This is a genomic window from Kribbella alba (genome assembly GCF_039529635.1).
GTDB lineage: Bacteria > Actinomycetota > Actinomycetes > Propionibacteriales > Kribbellaceae > Kribbella > Kribbella alba.
This window is the reverse complement of record NZ_BAAANE010000004.1, coordinates 261,067-277,948: the sequence shown is the minus strand read 5'-3', so window position 1 is coordinate 277,948 and position 16,882 is coordinate 261,067. Positions and strand designations below refer to the sequence as shown.

19 protein-coding genes are annotated in these 16,882 nt (G+C 68.0%); 7 read left to right on the top strand and 12 right to left on the bottom strand.

Annotated features, from left to right (window positions below; genetic code table 11):
- Positions 1–97: 97 nt before the first annotated feature.
- The 5 genes from ABD210_RS08055 to ABD210_RS08035 form a co-directional block, all read right to left on the bottom strand.
- Entirely contained in the window at positions 98–847 is a 750-nt protein-coding gene (locus ABD210_RS08055) for a succinate dehydrogenase/fumarate reductase iron-sulfur subunit (RefSeq protein WP_344110317.1), read from the bottom strand.
- Entirely contained in the window at positions 844–2,736 is a 1,893-nt protein-coding gene (locus tag ABD210_RS08050; RefSeq protein ID WP_344110316.1) for a fumarate reductase/succinate dehydrogenase flavoprotein subunit, read from the bottom strand. The genes ABD210_RS08055 and ABD210_RS08050 overlap by 4 nt, the downstream gene beginning before the upstream one ends.
- 30 nt (positions 2,737–2,766) lie before the next feature.
- Entirely contained in the window at positions 2,767–3,567 is an 801-nt protein-coding gene (locus ABD210_RS08045; protein WP_344110314.1) for a hypothetical protein, read from the bottom strand.
- 79 nt (positions 3,568–3,646) lie between these two features.
- A complete protein-coding gene (locus ABD210_RS08040; protein WP_344110312.1) occupies positions 3,647–3,940 on the bottom strand; it encodes a hypothetical protein in 294 nt (97 codons plus the stop codon).
- 107 nt (positions 3,941–4,047) lie between these two features.
- Positions 4,048–4,674 (bottom strand): hypothetical protein, encoded by a 627-nt coding sequence (locus tag ABD210_RS08035; protein ID WP_344110311.1) that lies wholly within the window; start codon positions 4,672–4,674, stop codon positions 4,048–4,050.
- Between the two features lie 67 nt (positions 4,675–4,741).
- On the opposite strand from ABD210_RS08035, the gene ABD210_RS08030 reads away from it, so the two are divergent.
- The 5 genes from ABD210_RS08030 (at position 4,742) to ABD210_RS08010 (ending at position 8,955) form a co-directional block, all read left to right on the top strand.
- The gene (locus ABD210_RS08030; RefSeq protein ID WP_344110310.1) at positions 4,742–5,128 is read left to right on the top strand and encodes a (deoxy)nucleoside triphosphate pyrophosphohydrolase; all 387 of its coding nucleotides are present in this window, start codon (positions 4,742–4,744) and stop codon (positions 5,126–5,128) included.
- Between the two features lie 165 nt (positions 5,129–5,293).
- Complete coding sequence (locus ABD210_RS08025; protein WP_344110309.1) at positions 5,294–5,590, top strand: response regulator transcription factor; 297 nt, start codon at positions 5,294–5,296, stop codon at positions 5,588–5,590.
- Positions 5,591–5,637: 47 nt separating this feature from the next.
- Positions 5,638–6,552, top strand: a complete 915-nt coding sequence (mshB, locus tag ABD210_RS08020; RefSeq protein WP_344110308.1) for an N-acetyl-1-D-myo-inositol-2-amino-2-deoxy-alpha-D-glucopyranoside deacetylase — start codon at positions 5,638–5,640, stop codon at positions 6,550–6,552.
- Between the two features lie 56 nt (positions 6,553–6,608).
- Positions 6,609–7,124 (top strand): flavin reductase family protein, encoded by a 516-nt coding sequence (locus tag ABD210_RS08015; protein ID WP_344110307.1) that lies wholly within the window; start codon positions 6,609–6,611, stop codon positions 7,122–7,124.
- A gap of 64 nt (positions 7,125–7,188) precedes the next feature.
- A complete protein-coding gene (locus tag ABD210_RS08010) occupies positions 7,189–8,955 on the top strand; it encodes a VanW family protein (RefSeq protein WP_344110306.1) in 1,767 nt (588 codons plus the stop codon).
- A gap of 2 nt (positions 8,956–8,957) precedes the next feature.
- Here the strand turns inward: ABD210_RS08010 and ABD210_RS08005 are convergent, their stop codons facing one another.
- Positions 8,958–9,389 carry a type II toxin-antitoxin system PemK/MazF family toxin gene (locus ABD210_RS08005; protein WP_344110305.1) on the bottom strand — a complete coding sequence of 144 codons (432 nt, stop codon included), beginning with the start codon at positions 9,387–9,389 and terminating at the stop codon, positions 8,958–8,960.
- Between the two features lie 28 nt (positions 9,390–9,417).
- Positions 9,418–10,347 carry a GNAT family N-acetyltransferase gene (locus ABD210_RS08000; protein WP_344110303.1) on the bottom strand — a complete coding sequence of 310 codons (930 nt, stop codon included), beginning with the start codon at positions 10,345–10,347 and terminating at the stop codon, positions 9,418–9,420.
- A 118-nt stretch (positions 10,348–10,465) separates the two neighbouring features.
- Here ABD210_RS08000 and fdxA point away from each other — a divergent pair, with 118 nt between their 5' ends.
- Positions 10,466–10,792 carry a ferredoxin gene (gene fdxA / locus ABD210_RS07995; RefSeq protein WP_344110301.1) on the top strand — a complete coding sequence of 109 codons (327 nt, stop codon included), beginning with the start codon at positions 10,466–10,468 and terminating at the stop codon, positions 10,790–10,792.
- Positions 10,793–11,103: 311 nt separating this feature from the next.
- On the opposite strand, the gene ABD210_RS07990 is transcribed toward fdxA, so the two are convergent.
- The 5 genes from ABD210_RS07990 to ABD210_RS07970 form a co-directional block, all read right to left on the bottom strand.
- Complete coding sequence (locus ABD210_RS07990) at positions 11,104–12,081, bottom strand: VldE C-terminal domain-containing protein (RefSeq protein ID WP_344110300.1); 978 nt, start codon at positions 12,079–12,081, stop codon at positions 11,104–11,106.
- Between the two features lie 100 nt (positions 12,082–12,181).
- Complete coding sequence (gene dapD / locus ABD210_RS07985) at positions 12,182–13,120, bottom strand: 2,3,4,5-tetrahydropyridine-2,6-dicarboxylate N-succinyltransferase (RefSeq protein WP_344110299.1); 939 nt, start codon at positions 13,118–13,120, stop codon at positions 12,182–12,184.
- 90 nt (positions 13,121–13,210) lie between these two features.
- A complete protein-coding gene (locus ABD210_RS07980; RefSeq protein ID WP_344110298.1) occupies positions 13,211–14,212 on the bottom strand; it encodes a LacI family DNA-binding transcriptional regulator in 1,002 nt (333 codons plus the stop codon).
- A 49-nt stretch (positions 14,213–14,261) separates the two neighbouring features.
- Positions 14,262–15,245, bottom strand: a complete 984-nt coding sequence (locus tag ABD210_RS07975) for a ribokinase (RefSeq protein ID WP_344110297.1) — start codon at positions 15,243–15,245, stop codon at positions 14,262–14,264.
- A gap of 67 nt (positions 15,246–15,312) precedes the next feature.
- Positions 15,313–15,978, bottom strand: a complete 666-nt coding sequence (locus ABD210_RS07970) for a KpsF/GutQ family sugar-phosphate isomerase (RefSeq protein WP_425552643.1) — start codon at positions 15,976–15,978, stop codon at positions 15,313–15,315.
- A gap of 301 nt (positions 15,979–16,279) precedes the next feature.
- Here ABD210_RS07970 and ABD210_RS07965 point away from each other — a divergent pair, with 301 nt between their 5' ends.
- Positions 16,280–16,879, top strand: a complete 600-nt coding sequence (locus ABD210_RS07965; RefSeq protein WP_344110294.1) for a CGNR zinc finger domain-containing protein — start codon at positions 16,280–16,282, stop codon at positions 16,877–16,879.
- Positions 16,880–16,882: the final 3 nt, after the last annotated feature.

Sequence of the window (16,882 nt, the reverse complement as noted above, 5' to 3'; positions counted from 1 at the left end):
ACTCCGGGAGTCGGGCAATCGGAAGACGAGCACCCCGGGCGGAGCGCAGAAGGCCGCCCGTCGCTTGGAGCTGCGGGCGGCCTTCTGGTGCGTACTATCAGGCGCGGCGGCGGATCTTGTTGCCCAGCCAGACGATCGGGTCGTACTTGCGGTCGGCGACGCGCTCCTTCATCGGGATCAGCGCGTTGTCGGTGATCTTGATGTGTTCGGGGCACACCTCGGTGCAGCACTTGGTGATGTTGCAGAAGCCGAGGCCGTGCTGCTCCTGCGCCTGCACCTGGCGGTCCGCGGCGTCGAGCGGGTGCATGTCCAGCTCGGCGATCCGCATCAGGAAGCGCGGACCGGAGAACGACTCCTTGTTCTCCTCGTGGTCGCGGATCACGTGGCAGGTGTCCTGGCACAGGAAGCACTCGATGCACTTGCGGAACTCCTGCGACCGCTCCACGTCGATCTGCTGCATCCGGTACTCACCCGGCTTCAGGTCCGCCGGCGGCCTGAAAGCGGGGATCTCGCGGGCCTTCTGGTAGTTGAACGACACGTCGGTGACGAGGTCGCGCATCACCGGGAAGGTGCGCATCGGCGTGACCGTGACGACCTCGTCCTCTTCGAACGTGTTCATCCGCGTCATGCACATCAGCTTCGGCATACCGTTCACCTCGGCGCTGCAGGAGCCGCACTTGCCGGCCTTGCAGTTCCACCGGACCGCGAGATCCGGCGTCTGGGTCGCCTGCAGCCGATGGATGACGTCGAGGACGACCTCGCCCTCGTTCACCTCGACCTCGTAGTCCTTCAGGTCGCCACCTTCGGCGTCCCCGCGCCACACGCGGAATTTGCCCTGGTAGCTCATACGGGCAGTTCCTCCTCAGTCAGGTACTTCTTCAGTTCGTCGCGCTCGAACAGCTCCAGCAGGTCTTCCCGCATCGGGACCTGGTCCTTCTTGACCACGTTCACGCTGCCGTCGGCGGCGAGGGAGCAGACCAGCAGCAGCTTGCGCCAGTCGGGATTCATGCCGGGGAAGTCGTCGCGGGTGTGACCGCCGCGGGACTCCTCCCGCAGCAGCGCCGCCTTCGCGACACACTCCGACACGGTCAGCATGTTGCGCAGATCCAGCGCCAGGTGCCAGCCCGGGTTGAACTGCCGGTGCCCCTCGACCGTCATCTTCGCGATCCGGCCGCGGAGCTCGGCCAGCCGCGACAGCGCCTGCTCCATCTCCTCGGCGCGGCGGATGATGCCGACCAGGTCGTTCATCGACTGCTGCAGGTCCTGGTGGATCGAGTACGGGTTCTCGCCGCCCTCGAGCTCGAACGGAGCCAGCGCCTCGGCGGCCGCCGCGTCCACGTCCGCCTCGTTGATCTTCGGCCGCTCGGAGCCCAGCGAATCGACGTACACGGCGGCGCCCATACCCGCCCGCCGCCCGAAGACGAGCAGGTCGGACAGCGAGTTGCCGCCGAGCCGGTTCGACCCGTGCATGCCGCCCGCGACCTCACCGGCCGCGTACAGCCCCGGTACTACGGACTGCGCGGTGTCGGGTTCCACCTCGACGCCACCCATCACGTAGTGACAGGTCGGGCCGACCTCCATCGGTTCCGCGGTGATGTCGACGTCCGCGAGCTCCTTGAACTGGTGGTACATCGACGGCAGCCGGCGCTTGATCTCCTCCGCCGGGAGCCGGGAGGACACGTCCAGGAAGACGCCACCGTGCGGCGTACCGCGACCGGCCTTGACCTCGGAGTTGATCGCCCGGGCGACTTCGTCGCGGGGCAGCAGCTCCGGTGGGCGCCGGTTGTTGTCCGGGTCCTTGTACCAGGCGTCGGCCTCTTCCTCGGTCTCCGCGTACTGCGCGCGGAAGACGTCCGGCACGTACTCGAACATGAACCGCTTGCCCTCGGAGTTCTTCAGCACACCACCGTCACCACGGACCGACTCGGTGACCAGGATGCCCTTCACCGACGGCGGCCAGACCATGCCGGTCGGGTGGAACTGGATGAACTCCATGTTGATCAGGGTCGCGCCGGCCCGCATCGCCAGCGCGTGCCCGTCACCGGTGTACTCCCACGAGTTCGAGGTGACCTTGAACGACTTGCCGACGCCGCCGGTGGCCAGGATGACGGCCGGGGCGTCGAACAGGATGAACCGGCCGGACTCGCGCCAGTAGCCGAAGGCGCCGGAAATGGCTGCGGTGTCACCGGCCGTGTCGTCCAGGAGCAACTCGGTCACCGTGCACTCGGCGAAGACCTTCAGGTTGGCCTCGTAGTCGCCGGTGGCCTCGAAGTCCTCCTGCTGCAGCGAGACGATCTTCTGCTGCAGCGTCCGGATCAGTTCCAGGCCGGTGCGGTCCCCGACGTGCGCGAGCCGCGGGTAGGTGTGACCGCCGAAGTTGCGCTGGCTGATCCGCCCGTCCGGCGTGCGGTCGAACAGCGCGCCGTACGTCTCCAGCTCCCAAACGCGGTCGGGGGCTTCCTGGGCGTGCAGCTCGGCCATCCGCCAGTTGTTCAGGAACTTCCCGCCGCGCATCGTGTCGACGTAGTGCACCTGCCAGTTGTCGTTCGAGTTCGCGTTGCCCATCGCGGCCGCACAGCCGCCCTCGGCCATCACGGTGTGGGCCTTGCCGAACAGGGACTTGCACACGATCGCGGTGCGCTTGCCCTGCTCCCGGGCCTCGATCGCCGCGCGCAGGCCGGCGCCGCCGGCCCCGATCACGACGACGTCGTAGGTGTGTCGTTCCAGCTCAGTCATAGAAGTCAGACGTCCGTATCAGTGTCAGGATCAGTTGAAGAAGCGAAGGTCGGAGAACCAGCCGGCGGAGACCGACATGATGTACGCGTCGGTCAGGATCACGGTGAACAGCGAGGTCATCGCGAAGGTGCCGTGCTTGGGATTCAGCTTCGACACGAAGGTCCAGTACCGGTAGCGCAGCGGGTGCTTGGAGAAGTTCTTCAGCCGGCCGCCGACGATGTGCCGGCACGCGTGGCATGACAGCGTGTAGAACCAGAGCATCACCAGGTTGATCCAGATGATCAGCGTGCCCAGGCCGATGCCGAAGCCGCCGTCCTCGCCGTGGAACGCCTGCACGCCGTCGTAGACGTTGAGCAGACCGAAGACCAGCGCACCGTAGAAGAAGTAGCGGTGCAGGTTCAGTACGACCAGCGGGAACTTCGTCTCACCCGTGTAGTTCTTGTGCGGCTCGGGGACCGCGCAGGCCGCCGGTGCGAAGAACAGCGAGCGGTAGCCGGCCTTGCGGTAGTAGTAGCAAGTGCCACGGAAGCCGGCCAGCACCGCGAAGGTGATGAGGCTCAGCGGCAACCACCGCGGGAAGCTGCCGAACCAGGTGCCCAGGTGGCTCGAACCCGGCACGCACGAGTCGCTGATGCACGGGGAGTAGAGCGGTGTGAGGTAGTGGTGCGCGTCGTCCCAGTACCACTTGTTCATGAAGATCCGGACCGTCGCATACACGACGAAGAAGGCCAGGATCACGCCGATCCGCAGCGGCGCGAGCCACCAGCGGTCGGTTCGCAGAGTCTTCTGCCCGATCTGTGCGCGACCGGGTGCGCTCACTCCGGTCGCCATCAGCAGCGACCTCGCTCAGCTACGGTCGATTCTGCCGGCGCAACGCCCCTGTATCGAATTTGTCCCTCGCTACGCTCACTCATGGTGCGCGCCGGTCAGGTGCGCCGAAGCCTTCGTGCTCCGCGTCAGTCCACATGGACGCGTCGTATTCCACGTCGGGGATCTCCTCGAGTTCCTCCGGAACAGGTCCGGGTCTGTGATGCGGGTCGGGAGGGCCGAGCTCGGCCAGGTCGTCACTCAACCTGCCCACGTCGGACACCAACCGGCGAATGCCGAGGGTGTCACCGTACTCCTGGCTCAGTTTGCCGACAGCGGCGTGCAGGGCTTCGAGCGTGCGCTGCACGGCTGCCACGGAGATGTTGCCGTCACCCATGCCGACTCCAGTAATGGTTTTGTCGCTGTAAGTATGGGCACACTTTGCCTCCGTGCGGCGCACAACGGAAGACCCCTCGACACGGCGTGTTCCTACTTAGGCCTACCTCAGTTGCCGAAGGCCGACGGGTGGAGTAGTGGAGTGAATCCGGCCTTCAGCACAACGAGATTCGCCGGTGGAGTCAGTACTACGACCTGCCGGTGGCCAGGCGGTTCCACGGGAGCGGCGTAGCCCTCCCAAGACCAGCCGCGCACCTTCTGGTCGAGTACGAGCGCGGGCGATCCGTCGTACGAGATCATCGCTCCGTCAGGTAGTTCGGCCAGTTCCGCGATCGTGGTTCGTTGCCGGCGGGTGCGTGGTTCGACACGTTCCAGGTGAAGTTGCGCGTCCAGTTCGGCCGCGCGAGGACGTTCGTCCAGGCCACGCCCGGCGGCCCACGCACCGGCGTACTGGAGGAAGTCTCGGCGGCGGCAGTAGGCACACGGTCTGTGACCGGCGGCCAGCGCGACAGCCTCGTCGAAGAAGAACAGCGCGGTCCATCGGCCCGGCGGCATCGGATCCCGCTGGATGCCCTTCCAGTCCAGCACGCAGCAGATCCACGCCTTCGACCGCCACCGCGTCGTCCCGAGCCGCCGATCCCGACTGTGCAACGACCCGCGATTGCCCATCAGCAGACCGCGCCCCTCCTCGGCCACGATCTCCTGACTCGGCAACACCCGGTTCTGCAGGGGCACGAGAGCATCCTCCACCTCGCCGTCGACAGTCCCGGTTCGGGCCCGGTTTCTGGCACAGTGCGGGGGCATGGGAGACCGGCAGGTGGTGGTGGGGGTTGCGGTGATCAGAGAGGGCAAGGTGCTGGCGGCGTTGCGGGCTGGGGTGGACGGGGGCTGGGAGTTCCCCGGCGGCAAGGTCGAGGCGGGGGAGACGGACGAACAAGCGGCCGCGCGGGAGTTGGCCGAGGAGCTCGGGTTGCGGATCGAGGTCGGGTCGTCGCTCGGTCTCGAAGAGCCGATCGGCGAGCAGTACCTCCTACGGGTGTACGCCGCGCAGCTGGTCGAGGGGACACCGGTTCTGCACGAGCACGCCGACACCCGATGGGTTGGCGCGGCGGAGCTCGACGGCCTCGACTGGCTCGCCCCGGACCGACCGTTCCTTGCAGTACTTCGCGCTCTGCTCCGGCCGAGCTGAGCAAACTCCGCGGCGGGCCGCGAACTGCGAATCCACCCCGCAGGCTCCCTCGCACAGCGCCGAAAACCCACATTTGTATGGGTGAACTGTATGGGTTGTACCTGGTGGACCGGTCTGGACCAGCCGAGAATTACCTCTTGCTGGACTACTGGGGAGGAAATTCAGATGTCGGTTTACCAGGCTGTTCCTGTGGTGCGTCTCGAGGATTTCGCGCCGGAGGTCGTCTGTGAGATCTATGAGCTGGGGTCGCGCCGCCGCACCCCGGCCGCCGCTAAGGAGCTGACCAACCGCCAGGTGCTGATCGGCCGGCTGATGGCCACCGGCGCCAAGGACGCCGCGATCGCGCGCCAGCTGGGTCTGTCGCTGCGCACCGTCCGCGCCGAGATCAGCGCGCTGGTCGCCGGACTCGGCGCCCGGTCAAGGTTCCAGGCGGGCTGCCTGCTGGTGCGCCGCTTCGGCTGAAATCGCGTCCGGCTGAAACTGTCCGGGGCTGGACGTAGGCTCCAGACATGAGCGAGCTTCCCGATCGCCGGCTGCTGCTGGTGCATGCCCACCCGGACGACGAGACCATCAACAACGGCGTCACGATGGCCCGCTACGTGGCTGAGGGGGCGCACGTCACGCTGGTCACCTGCACTCTCGGTGAGGAAGGCGAGGTGCTGGTCCCCGAGCTCACCCACCTGGCCGCCGACCAGACCGACCAGCTCGGCCGGCACCGGATCGGCGAGCTGTCGGCGGCGATGGAAGAGCTCGGGGTGACGGACCACCGCTACCTCGGCGGCCCGGGCAAGTACCGCGACACCGGGATGATCTACGACGACGAGCGCAACGCCGCCGTCCCGCACGAGACCCGGCCGGACAGCTTCTGGCAGGCAGACCTGCTGACCGCGGCGAACGACCTGGTCCCGATCATCCGCGAGATCCGCCCGCAGGTCCTCGTCACCTATGACCAGTTCGGCAACTACGGTCACCCGGACCATGTCAAAGCCCACCGCGTCGCGACGTACGCGGCCGCCCTCGCAGCGGCCCGGTCGTACCGCGAGGACCTCGGCCCGGCCTGGGACGTCCAGAAGATCTACTGGGTCGCGATGGCCGAGTCGGTCATGCGGGAGAGCCTGCGCAACCTGCGTGAGGCGGGCGACACCACCACGTTCGAGGGGATGGATCCGGACGGTCCGTTCGGTCCGTTCATCACGCCTGACCGCTTCGTCGACTGCGTGATCGAGGCAGACGGCTACCTCGACCGCAAGATGAACGCGATGAAGGCGCACGCGACCCAGATCACCGTCGACGGCCCGTTCTTCGCCCTCTCCAACAACAACGGCCACCAGATCTGGGGCAGCGAGGCCTATCGCCTGGTCAAGGGGACCGCCGCCCCGGGCCCGGACGGACTCGAGCACGACCTCTTCGCCGGACTTGAGTGACCGGATCCACACTGCAGGTTGAGGTATCAACCTTCCAGTGGTCTTAGGCTGCTGGGGTGACCTCGGAACCCAGTGGCAGCATCGCGCCCGGGGATTTCCGGACGGCGATGGGGCGGTTCGCATCCGGCATCACGATCATGAGCACGCTGCAGGGCGGTGTCGCGCACGCGATGACGGCGAACGCCTTCACCTCGGTCTCGCTCGATCCGCCGCTGGTGCTGGTCTGCGTCGACAAGGGTGTCCGGATGCACGATGCCGTGCTCGAGTGCGGGTTCTGGGCAGTCTCGGTGCTTGCGGACAGTCACCGGCTGATCGCGGAACGGTTCGCCAAGTCCGGCCGTGACCTGTTCAGCCAGTTCGAGGGCATCACCACCGTGCCCGGCCCGAAGACAGGCTGCCCGTTGATCGAGGGAGCTCTCTCCTGGCTGGAGTGCAGGACCTGGGCCAGCTACGAGGGCGGCGACCACACCATCGTGGTGGGCGAGGTCCTCAGCTTGGGGGCGGAGGAATTGGCTGACCCCGACGCCCTGATCTACTACGCGGGGCAGTACAGGGAACTCCGGGCCAGATAGCACTGCCCGCTCACGTAGTATGTGCCGTTGCTGTCACTAGGTTCGAGCAGGAGGACTCTGTCCGGTGGGGAGAAAACAGCTCGCGGGGATCATCGCCGCGGCGGGTTTCGGGGTGCTCGTAGTCGCCTACGGTGCGGCGTTCGCGCTCACCGGTGACAAGGTCCCAGGTGACACGACCGTACTGGGTATTCCCCTCGGGGGCTTGTCCGAGAGTGCCGCGAAGGACAAGTTACAGGCGGGGATCAAGGACCGCCTGAGCCTGCCGATCAAGCTGAAGGCCGGCGATTCGACGTACCAGGTGAAGCCGGCCGACGCCGGGCTCAGCCTCGACGTGGACGCGACGATCGCCGCGGCGGGCGCCGGGCGCAGCCTCAACCCGGCCCGGATGTGGCAGGTGATGACCGGCGGAGACGCGGTCGCACCGGTGATCACCCGCGACGAGGAGAAGCTGAAGGCCGCCGTCGACCAGCTGGCCAAGCAGGTGAACCGGCCGGCCACCGAGGGCACCATCACCTTCGAGAAGGCCAAAGCGGTCCAGCATGCTCCCGCCGAGGGGCTGCAACTGGACAACGGCAAGGCGGCCGACACCGTCGTTTCCGGCTACCCGTCGGACGGCAACCCGCGTGACCTGGCGGTCGCGGTGACCAAGCCCCAGGCCGGCACCGACGCGATCGACAAGGCCATGACGGAGTACGCCGAGCCGGCGATGTCCGGTCCGGTCCGCCTCACCGTTGGCGACAAAGGCGTCGACCTGCAGCCGGCCGAACTCGCCCCCGCCCTGAAGCTCGTCGCCAAGGACGGCACCTTCACCCCGAGCCTGGACGCGGCCAAGCTGGAGCCGCTGTTCAAGACCCGGTTCAAGACGCTCGAGTCGCTGCCGAAGGACGCCAGGGTCGACATCGTCGCAGGCAAGCCGACGGTGATCCCCGCGGTCGACGGCATGGTCGTCGCCCGCGACAAGGTGGTGCCGGCGATCCTCTCGCTGCTGCCCAAGCCCGCGGACCAGCGCAAGGCGTCGGTCGGCCTGGCGAAGTCCAAGGCCAAGGTGACCACTGAGGCGGCCCAGGCGCTCGGTATCAAGGAAGTGATGGGTCAGTTCACCACCCACTTCCCGCACGCCACCTACCGCAACGTGAACATCGGTACCGCGGCCCGACGGATCAACGGCACCCTGCTGAAGCCCGACGAGACGTTCAGCCTGAACAAGATCGTCGGCGAGCGGACCCGCGAGAACGGCTTCACCGACGGCAACATCATCAGCGGCGGCAAGTTCGTGCTCGACCTCGGCGGCGGTGTCTCGCAGTCGGCGACGACCACCTTCAACGCGGCGTTCTTCGCCGGCCTGAAGGACGTCGAGCACAAGGCGCACAGCGTCTACATCAGCCGCTACCCGGTCGGCCGCGAGGCGACCGTCGCCTGGCCGTCGGTCGACCTGAAGTTCCTGAACGACTCCGGTCACGGGATCCTGGTCCAGACGATCTTCACGGCGTCGACGCCCGGCAAGCAGGGCAGCCTGACGGTGAAGATCTGGGGCACCAAGGTCTGGGACATCACCGCCGGCGCGTCGGCGAAGTCGAACCCCCGCTCGCCCGGCCTGGTGTACAACACCGCGGCCGACTGCCGTCCGCAGGCGCCGACCGGCGGGTTCGACATCACCATCTTCCGGTACTTCGCGAAGAGCGGTCAGCGGGTGAAGACCGAGTCCTTCACCACCAAGTACAACGCGGCCGACGACATCCGCTGTGGTCCCAAGCCGGGCACCACCCCGTCGGCCACCCCGGACACCCCGCCGACCCCGGGCGCCGGCAGCACCACCCGCCCGCCGAGCTGAGCTCAGGCGCGGTGCAGTTCGTGCAGGTGGTCGGCGACCTCGTTGAACAGGATTTCGCCGATCACCGCGCCCTCGCGGCGAACCTGCAGCGGGTCGATCCGTAGTACGCGGTCCAGCCGGACCTCGCTGCGGCGGCCCTCCGCGTCCCACGCGCCGGTGCCGAGGTCGAGCCAGACGCGTCCCCACCGGGCCTCGTCCGCGGCGTCGCGATCGTGGTCCTTGCTGGTCAGGATCAGCGCGAGCAGCCAGGGCCCGTCGGAGCCGACCACCAGCACCGGCCGGTCCTTGCCCCGGTGGTGGTCCTCCTCGAACGGCACCCAGGTCCAGACGACCTCACCCGGGTCCGCCACCCCGTCGTCCGGATGCGGCTTGTACTCGACGCGCACGGTGCCCTCGTAGTCGCCTGCGTACTCCGGCCGCTGCAGTTCTGCCATTCACCGACCTTAGCGGGGCCTTCTCGGCTCAGCGGATGGTCAAGTACCGGTAGCGGTAGGCCTCTGCGTAGCCGAGGTTGCTGTAGGTGGTCAGGGCAGGCACGTTGTCCTCGACAACTTCCAGGTAGCTGCGGCGGCCACCTAGCGGACCGGACCAGCGCGTGAGGCCCTGCAGGATGGCCGTTCCGAGCCCACGACGGGTGTACTCCGGGTCCACGCGGACAGCATCGACAGCGAGCCAGTGGCCCGTCATCGAGCCACGACCGACGGCAACAACCCGCCCGTCGAGCCGGATCGACGCAAAAGCCGCCCGCGGGGCACCCTCCATCACAGCAGGTGCCGGCCCCGGCACACCTCCATCGAAGGCGGCCTCGTACCACTCGGCGTCCGGCCGGTCATCCACAGTCACCTCGTACGCCGGGGCGGCGTTCACCAGGTCCAGCGACGTATGCATCACCAGTACGTCGGCCTGCTCGGGGCGGGCGTCCGTCCAGCCCTGCTGGCGGATCTCCTCCTCCGCCGGGCTGCCAAGGCGTACCAGGGCAAGCGGCGGCAGGTTGCGCTCCTCGTAGAAGGCCTCGGCGTGCTTGAGGGCCTCATTGACCGACATCCCCGGATTCCCTGCCGGCAGGAGTGAATTGGCCCGGCCCGTCCAGCCCGAGGATGCCCGCAGCAACCACTGCCCGAGGTACGAGGTCTCCACGGCCGGGCGGCCCAGGGCGGTGGTGAGGAAGAGTTGCTCAACGTCGACCGGGCGCAGGGGGAGCGGTGGGATCGGTTTGGCGGCGTTCACGTTGGTCAGCCGGACCTGGTGCAGGGTGCTGTCGGCGTGCCGCACCACCAGGGAATCGGCATCCAGCGCCTGCAGAACCCCCAGCACATCGGTCAGCTGGCCGCCCGGCAGCCGGTGGCGGACGACGACACGGTGGCCGATATCACGGGCGCTGAGGCCTGACACGATGCGGACTCCTGGCAGAGTGGGCGAAGTACTACCGTGATACTAGAGACCCTGCACAGAGCACCACCGCACCGCAGCATCCTGACCGCTGCGCTTGCTGGCTATAGGAGGAGTACCAGTGACCTACGTCATCGCGCAGCCGTGTGTTGACCTCAAGGACCTCGCATGTGTCGAGGAATGCCCCGTCGACTGCATCTACGAGGGCAACCGGATGCTTTACATCCACCCCGACGAGTGCGTCGACTGCGGAGCGTGCGAGCCGGTCTGCCCGGTTGAGGCGATCTACTACGAGGACGACACCCCGGACCAGTGGAAGGACTACTACACCGCGAACGTCGACTTCTTCAACGACCTCGGCTCGCCCGGCGGCGCCTCGAAGCTCGGCAAGATCGACAAGGACCACCCCTTCATCGCCGCCCTGCCCCCGCAGGAACACGACGAGTAAGGCTGGTCCCAGCTCCTTCGTCGCGATTTGGTGGCCGATGAGGCCGTCGGTCTGACGAAGTCTCACCTGCCAGCGGTTCGAGAGCCGCGCCAGAGGTAGCCCTCGGCGCGGCTCTTGCTGTGCGCTTCAGTCGCGTTCCGCGCCCATGATCGACGACAGAAGCAGCTGGCGTCTGCTTCTGTCGCAAGGCTTGTCTCTCCTGGACCGTGACGTCGCGCTGCGGGCGATCACGATCAACCCCGCGCGGGACCGCCGGCTTGGACAGGACTGCTGATCTCGCCCCAGGGCGACCTGCGCGATGGCGCTGTCGGTCAGCTCTTGATCACGTCGACGTGGACGTGGTCCAGGTGCCGCAGCGTGTCCTGGTTTCCGGCGCGCTGAGGGGGTTTGTAGGCTCGCCACCCGTTGTCCGAGCGGGAACCCGCGGTCCAGATGTGGTCGCTGAAGATCACCGTGCTGATCTTCAACTGCTCCGCCCGTGCCACCAGATACTGCGCCAGCGCCCAGCCCTTGACCGTGTTCGCCGTCGAGATCGGCTTGACGAAGATGTCCACAGCGCGACCGTCGTAGTGCGCCGAGCCTTCCATGTGGCCGGTGCTGATCCCGCCGGGCGCGTACCCACCGGTGGAGAGCCTGCCGAAGGTCTTCGCCAGGTCCTGGCGAACCGCCTCGGCCCGCGGCGTCAGGCCGTTCTTCCCGATCGCCTCGGCCTGCAGCGACGCGGTGTTGACCGTGCAGCTGAGCGCGCCCTTCGACTGACCTGTCAGAGCTGACGCCAGCACCCGCGCATCGCCCTCGTGGTCGGCGTACGCGTTGGGGAACGCGCTGTGCTGCACCTTGTCGGCCGCAACGGTGACCGCGAGCCGCTCGTAGTTCTTGACCTTGACCAGAGCGTCGTAGAACTTCCACGCCGCGTAATGCGGATCCCGGACCTGCGCGGCAGTGCCCCAACCCTGCGACGGCCGCTGCTGGAACAGTCCGAGCGAGTCGCGGTCGCCGTGGTTGACGTTGCGCAGGTCGGACTCCTGGTACGCCGTCGCCAGTGCGATCGTGACCGCTCGCGCGGGCAGACCCCGGCGTACGGCGACTCCCGCGATGATCGCGGCCGACTGTGCCTGCTCGAGGTCGAGTACGACGGTGTTGCCGTTCACGCTGGCCTGGCACTGCTCGGGGGGCGGGAGCAGCGGACCGACACCCTTGCCGCTGATCCAGGAGATCCCGGCGCCGACGGCAAGGGCCAACGCAGCCACTGCTCCCACGGCCACGACCGCGCCGCGCTTCATCGGCATACCGGTCCCAACGGATGGGACGGGCCCCGGGTTTCCGCTGCGCTCGTGTGATCGGTCACGAATTGGTTGACGTACAGCGGACTGTGTTGGTTGGCCAGCGTCACGCGTTGGCGTGCAGTGCTTCGTTCAGGGTGATGCCCTCACCCTGGCGGGGCCGCGCCTCGACGGCACCCGTGACGGAGTTGCGGAGATAGAGCAGCCCCGGCTGGCCCGACAGCTCGCGCGCCTTGACCACTTTGCCGTCGGGCAGGGTGACCTTGGTGCCGGCGGTCACGTAGAGCCCCGCCTCGACCACGCAGTCGTCGCCGAGGGAGATGCCGATGCCGCCGTTGGCGCCGAGCAGGCAGCGCTTGCCGATCGAGATGACCTGCTTGCCACCGCCGGACAGGGTGCCCATGATCGACGCGCCGGCACCGATGTCGCTCCCGTCGTCGACCACCACACCTGCGACGATCCGGCCTTCCACCATGGACGTGCCGAGCGTGCCGGCGTTGAAGTTCACGAATCCCTCGTGCATGACGGTGGTCCCCGCCGCGAGGTGTGCGCCCAGCCGGACCCGGTCCGCGTCGGCGATCCGGACCCCGCTCGGTACGACGTAGTCCGTCATCCGCGGGAACTTGTCGACGCTCGTCACCGCCAGGTGGTATCCGGCAGCCCGTGCGCGGAGCCGGACCTGCTCGACCTGCTCGACCGGGACCGGCCCGTGCGAGGTCCACGCGTTGTTCGGCAGGGCGGCGAAGATGCCGTCCAGGTTGACCCCGTGCGGACGGACCAGCCGGTGCGACAGCAGGTGCAGCCGCAGGTACGCGTCCGCGGTGCCGGCCGGGGCCTTCTCGAGCGTGATCTCTGACTTCACCACGGCCCGGCGAACCTGGCGGAGATCGTCGCTGCCTTCGGCGGCGATCAGCTCGGCGGGCGCCTTCGCGCCCTCGGGAGCGGCGCCGAGCTCGGGCGCCGGGTACCAGACATCCAGCACGGTGCCCGACTCGGTGACGGTGGCGAGGCCGAAGCCCCAGGCGCGAGTGGCGTTGTCAGTCATGCCGCAAAGCCTGCCAGACGCGTGGGCACCCACCCGAGACCGGCCGTTGGATATGGACACCGCACCGGATTTGCTCGCTACATCGATGCCTCAGGCGCGCCGGGGGGCTGAGGTGGCTCGGATGTGGAGTTCGGTGCGGAGGGTGACGGTGGACGGGGGGCGGCCCGGGGAGGCGATGCGGTCCTTCAGCAGCAGGCCCGCGGTGCGGCCGAGTTCGTACGTGGGCTGGGCCACCGTGGTCAGGGAGGGGACCACCAGGTCGGCCCAGGGGATGTCGTCGAAGCCGACCACGGCGATGTCGTCGGGGGCGCGGATGCCGCGTTTCGCCAGGCATTCCAGTGCGCCGACCGTCATCAGGTTGTTCGTGACGAAGAGGGCCTCGGGTGGTTCGGCCAGGTCGAGCAGGCTCTCCATCGCGGCGTATCCACCGGCCTCGCGGAAGTCGGCATGCCGGACCAGGTCCTTGTCGTAGCGGATCCCGCCGCTGCGCAGGGCCGAGCGATAACCCGCCAGCCGGTCCATCGCAGTACTGACCCGGCGAGGTCCGGTGATGCAGGCGATCCGCTCGTAGCCGCCCTCGACCAGGTGCTTCACGCCCTCGGCCGCGCCGTGTTCGTTGTCGACCAGCACCGTGTCGGCCTCGACGCCTTCGACCCGGCGGTCGATCAGCACCATCGGGATTTTCGCCGCGGCGAGCTGCTCCACCCCTTCGGCCGTGCTCGTGGGGGAGATGACCACGCCGGCCATCTGCTCGGTCAGCACGGCCGACGCGTACGCCGCTTCCTTGGCCGGGTCCTCGTCGGAGTTGCACAGGACGACGTGGTAGCCCTCGGTCTGGGCGACGTCCTCGAGACCACGGACCAGCGAGGTGAAGAACGGGTTCTCGATGTCGGAGATGACCACGGCCCACAGGTTCGTACTGGCCTTGCGGAGGTTCCGCGCGACGCCGTTCGGCCGGTAGCCCAGCTCGGCGACCGCGGCGCGGACCTTCTCGGACAGCTCCGGATCCACGTTGCGGCGGCCGCTCAGCACCCGCGAGACGGTCGCCGGCGACACGCCCGATCTGCGCGCGACGTCGTAGATCGTCGTCATGCTCGCTCCCCGCTGGACACCTGCCTGCCGTCTGGACGGCACTAGAGTCTCACGAGCCGGGTGGACCGACGGGCAACGTCGACCGTTGGGGGAGATGCGGGCCGGCGCCGTCCAGCAGTGCCATCGCTGCCAACCGGTCCGGCGCAGAGTCCGCGGCGCCGTTCACCGTCGTGGACAGCGCCCCCGCTGCGTTGGCCAGCCGTACTGCGTCCGCGAGCCCGGCGCCCGCTGCCAGTGATGCCGCGAGTGATCCGCAGAAGGCGTCACCCGCGCCGACGGTGTCGACGGTCGCCACCCGATGGGCGGGAATCCGGACCCCCTCACCGACAGCGCGATCCAAGACAAAAGCGCCGCGCGAACCCAAGGTGATCACGCAGCCACGCAGGTCCCACTCGTCCGCAAGCCGCCGCGCGATCCCCGGAACCTGCGCCTCGTCGTCGCAGTCGAGACCGGTCAGGGCGGCTGCTTCCACCTCGTTGGGTACCAGGATGTCGACGAACGCGGCGAGCGACGAATCGACCGGCCCCACCGGCGCCGGCGTCAGGATCGTGATCACCCCCGCGGTCGAGGCCAGTTGGAGGGCAGCTCGGCTCGCCTCGACCGGGAGCTCCAGCTGCACACTCAGTACTGCGCTGGAGGTCAGAACCTCGGCGGCTGCCTCCACATCCGCGGAGGTGATCGCCGCGTTCGCCCGGGACACGATGATGATCGAGTTGCTGCCGTCCGGCAGAACCAGCGGGAGCCCCACGCCGGTCCCCAGCTCGGGATGACGAACCACCCAGTCGGTGTGTACCCCGTCGGCCTTCAGCAGTTCGAGGAACTCTTCGCCGTACCGGTCGTCCCCGATGGTGCCGACGATCGCCGTCCGGGCTCCCATCCGGGCCGCGGCGACCGCCTGGTTCACGCCCTTGCCGCCGAGGAACTCCGCGAACCCGGTGCCGTGCAACGTCTCCCCGGGCAACGGTCGCCGGTCCGCGCTCGCGACCAGGTCCTTCATGAACGACCCGAGCACGCACACGTCGTACGTGCTCATTCACGTCCTCGCTTGGCTCCGGGCGCGGAGGAGACACAAGACGCGCCGTACTTGATGGTGAGCTCGTTCACGCGTCCTCCCCGAGTCCGAGCAGTTTGCGCCCGAGGGCGCCGGACGGATGGAACCTGGCGAAGTCGTGATGAGTGAACTCCCGCAGTACTACGAGGGCGCAGGCGAGGGCGTCACCCATGACCAGGGCGGCGGTGGTGGACGCGGTCGGCGCGAGGTTCAGCGGATCCGCCTCGCGCAACACCATCGTGTCGAGGGTGTGGGTGGCGAGCTTCGCCAAGGTGGACTCCTCGGCACCCGTCATCGCGATCACCGGGATGTCGCGCTCGGCCAGCATCCGCGCGAAGGCGCAGACCTCGGCGGTCTCGCCCGACGCCGACAACGCGAGCACGAGATCGCGAGGGGTGACAGCGCCGGAGTCGCCGTGCAGGGCATCACCCGCGTGGATGAAGGTGGCCGGCGTGCCGGTGCTGGCGAGGGTCGCGGCGATCTTGCGACCGACCAGGCCGGACTTGCCGAGACCGGTGACCACCAGATGACCCTCACAGGCCGCGACCGCGATCAGTACGTCGAGGAAGACGCCGTCGAGGCGGTCCGCCAGCGCGGACACCGCGGCCGCCTCGGTTTCGATCGCGCTCCGGGCGGCCTCGAGACCCCGTGTGACCAGGTCCCTCGGCAACTCGGCCGCGCGGTGGGCGTCCGCGCGGTTCGGCACAACTGGCATCCTCGACCCGCTTTCGGTCTAGTTGTCAGAAATCGATTTCCGAACAGTAGGCAGCCGGGTCGCGCAGTGTCAACGGCTGCACCTTGTTCAAAACAAGGTGAAAACCGGAGTCTGATCGAACTTGTCGGCGCCGAAGTCTTGACCCTCCGGGCCGACACTCCTAAATTGCGAGAAATCGATTGCCCGTCCGGACGTTCGCAACCCCTGGAGCACCTCGCTCGCGCGGCTGCGGTTCCCAGCAAGCCGGGATGTTTCCGGCCATCACATGGCAGTAAGCGGGTTTCCCGTTAGACTGCGCCGCATGACGACGTTGGCCTTCGAGCTTGCTGCCACGATCCGTCATGACGGTCAGGGTGGGGTCGCCGACGTCTTGGATTCGGACGCGGGGCTTGCGGACTGGGTCCAGGGCAACAGCGTGTCGGTGGGCGACGTGCTCGGCCGACCCTTTGACCCCACGGCGGTGAGCGTCGACGACGACCTGCGGCAGGCGCTCACCGGAGTGCGGCGTGCTGTCAGGTCTCTCTTCGCGCGAGCAGTCAGCCCGGCGCCGCCGAGTCGTGCGGACGCCGATCGGCTGCTCGATCCCGAGGTTGCGCTCAACCTGCTGAACAAGGCAGCCGACCGCCTCGGCACGCCCCACCTGGCATGGCCGGCCGGCGGTGAGCCACTGACGACGTGGTCGGGACGTTCCAAGGATCCGGTTGCCCTGCTCGTCGGAGCAGTCGGCCGATCCGGCATCGACTTCCTGACCAGCCCCGACCGCGACCGCCTCCGCGCCTGCCCGGCCGCGCGCTGCGTCAAGTACTTCCTCCAGGACGATCCCCGCCAGACCTGGTGCTCCCCATCCTGTGGCAACCGCGAGCGGGTCAACCGCCACTACCACCGCAAACGAACCGCCTGAATT

Excerpts from the sequence above, each read along its gene's own strand:
- ABD210_RS08045 (WP_344110314.1), bottom strand. The coding sequence starts at position 3,567 with ATGGCGACCGGAGTGAGCGCACCCGGTCGCGCACAGATCGGGCAGAAG.
- ABD210_RS08005 (WP_344110305.1), bottom strand. The coding sequence starts at position 9,389 with ATGGCAGAACTGCAGCGGCCGGAGTACGCAGGCGACTACGAGGGCACC.
- ABD210_RS08030 (WP_344110310.1), top strand. The coding sequence starts at position 4,742 with ATGGGAGACCGGCAGGTGGTGGTGGGGGTTGCGGTGATCAGAGAGGGC.
- dapD (WP_344110299.1), bottom strand. The coding sequence starts at position 13,120 with ATGACTGACAACGCCACTCGCGCCTGGGGCTTCGGCCTCGCCACCGTC.
- ABD210_RS07965 (WP_344110294.1), top strand. The coding sequence starts at position 16,280 with ATGACGACGTTGGCCTTCGAGCTTGCTGCCACGATCCGTCATGACGGT.
- ABD210_RS08050 (WP_344110316.1), bottom strand. The coding sequence starts at position 2,736 with ATGACTGAGCTGGAACGACACACCTACGACGTCGTCGTGATCGGGGCC.
- ABD210_RS08040 (WP_344110312.1), bottom strand. The coding sequence starts at position 3,940 with ATGGGTGACGGCAACATCTCCGTGGCAGCCGTGCAGCGCACGCTCGAA.
- ABD210_RS08055 (WP_344110317.1), bottom strand. The coding sequence starts at position 847 with ATGAGCTACCAGGGCAAATTCCGCGTGTGGCGCGGGGACGCCGAAGGT.
- ABD210_RS07975 (WP_344110297.1), bottom strand. The coding sequence starts at position 15,245 with ATGAGCACGTACGACGTGTGCGTGCTCGGGTCGTTCATGAAGGACCTG.
- mshB (WP_344110308.1), top strand. The coding sequence starts at position 5,638 with ATGAGCGAGCTTCCCGATCGCCGGCTGCTGCTGGTGCATGCCCACCCG.
- ABD210_RS07990 (WP_344110300.1), bottom strand. The coding sequence starts at position 12,081 with ATGCCGATGAAGCGCGGCGCGGTCGTGGCCGTGGGAGCAGTGGCTGCG.
- ABD210_RS07970 (WP_425552643.1), bottom strand. The coding sequence starts at position 15,978 with ATGCCAGTTGTGCCGAACCGCGCGGACGCCCACCGCGCGGCCGAGTTG.
- ABD210_RS07980 (WP_344110298.1), bottom strand. The coding sequence starts at position 14,212 with ATGACGACGATCTACGACGTCGCGCGCAGATCGGGCGTGTCGCCGGCG.
- ABD210_RS08025 (WP_344110309.1), top strand. The coding sequence starts at position 5,294 with ATGTCGGTTTACCAGGCTGTTCCTGTGGTGCGTCTCGAGGATTTCGCG.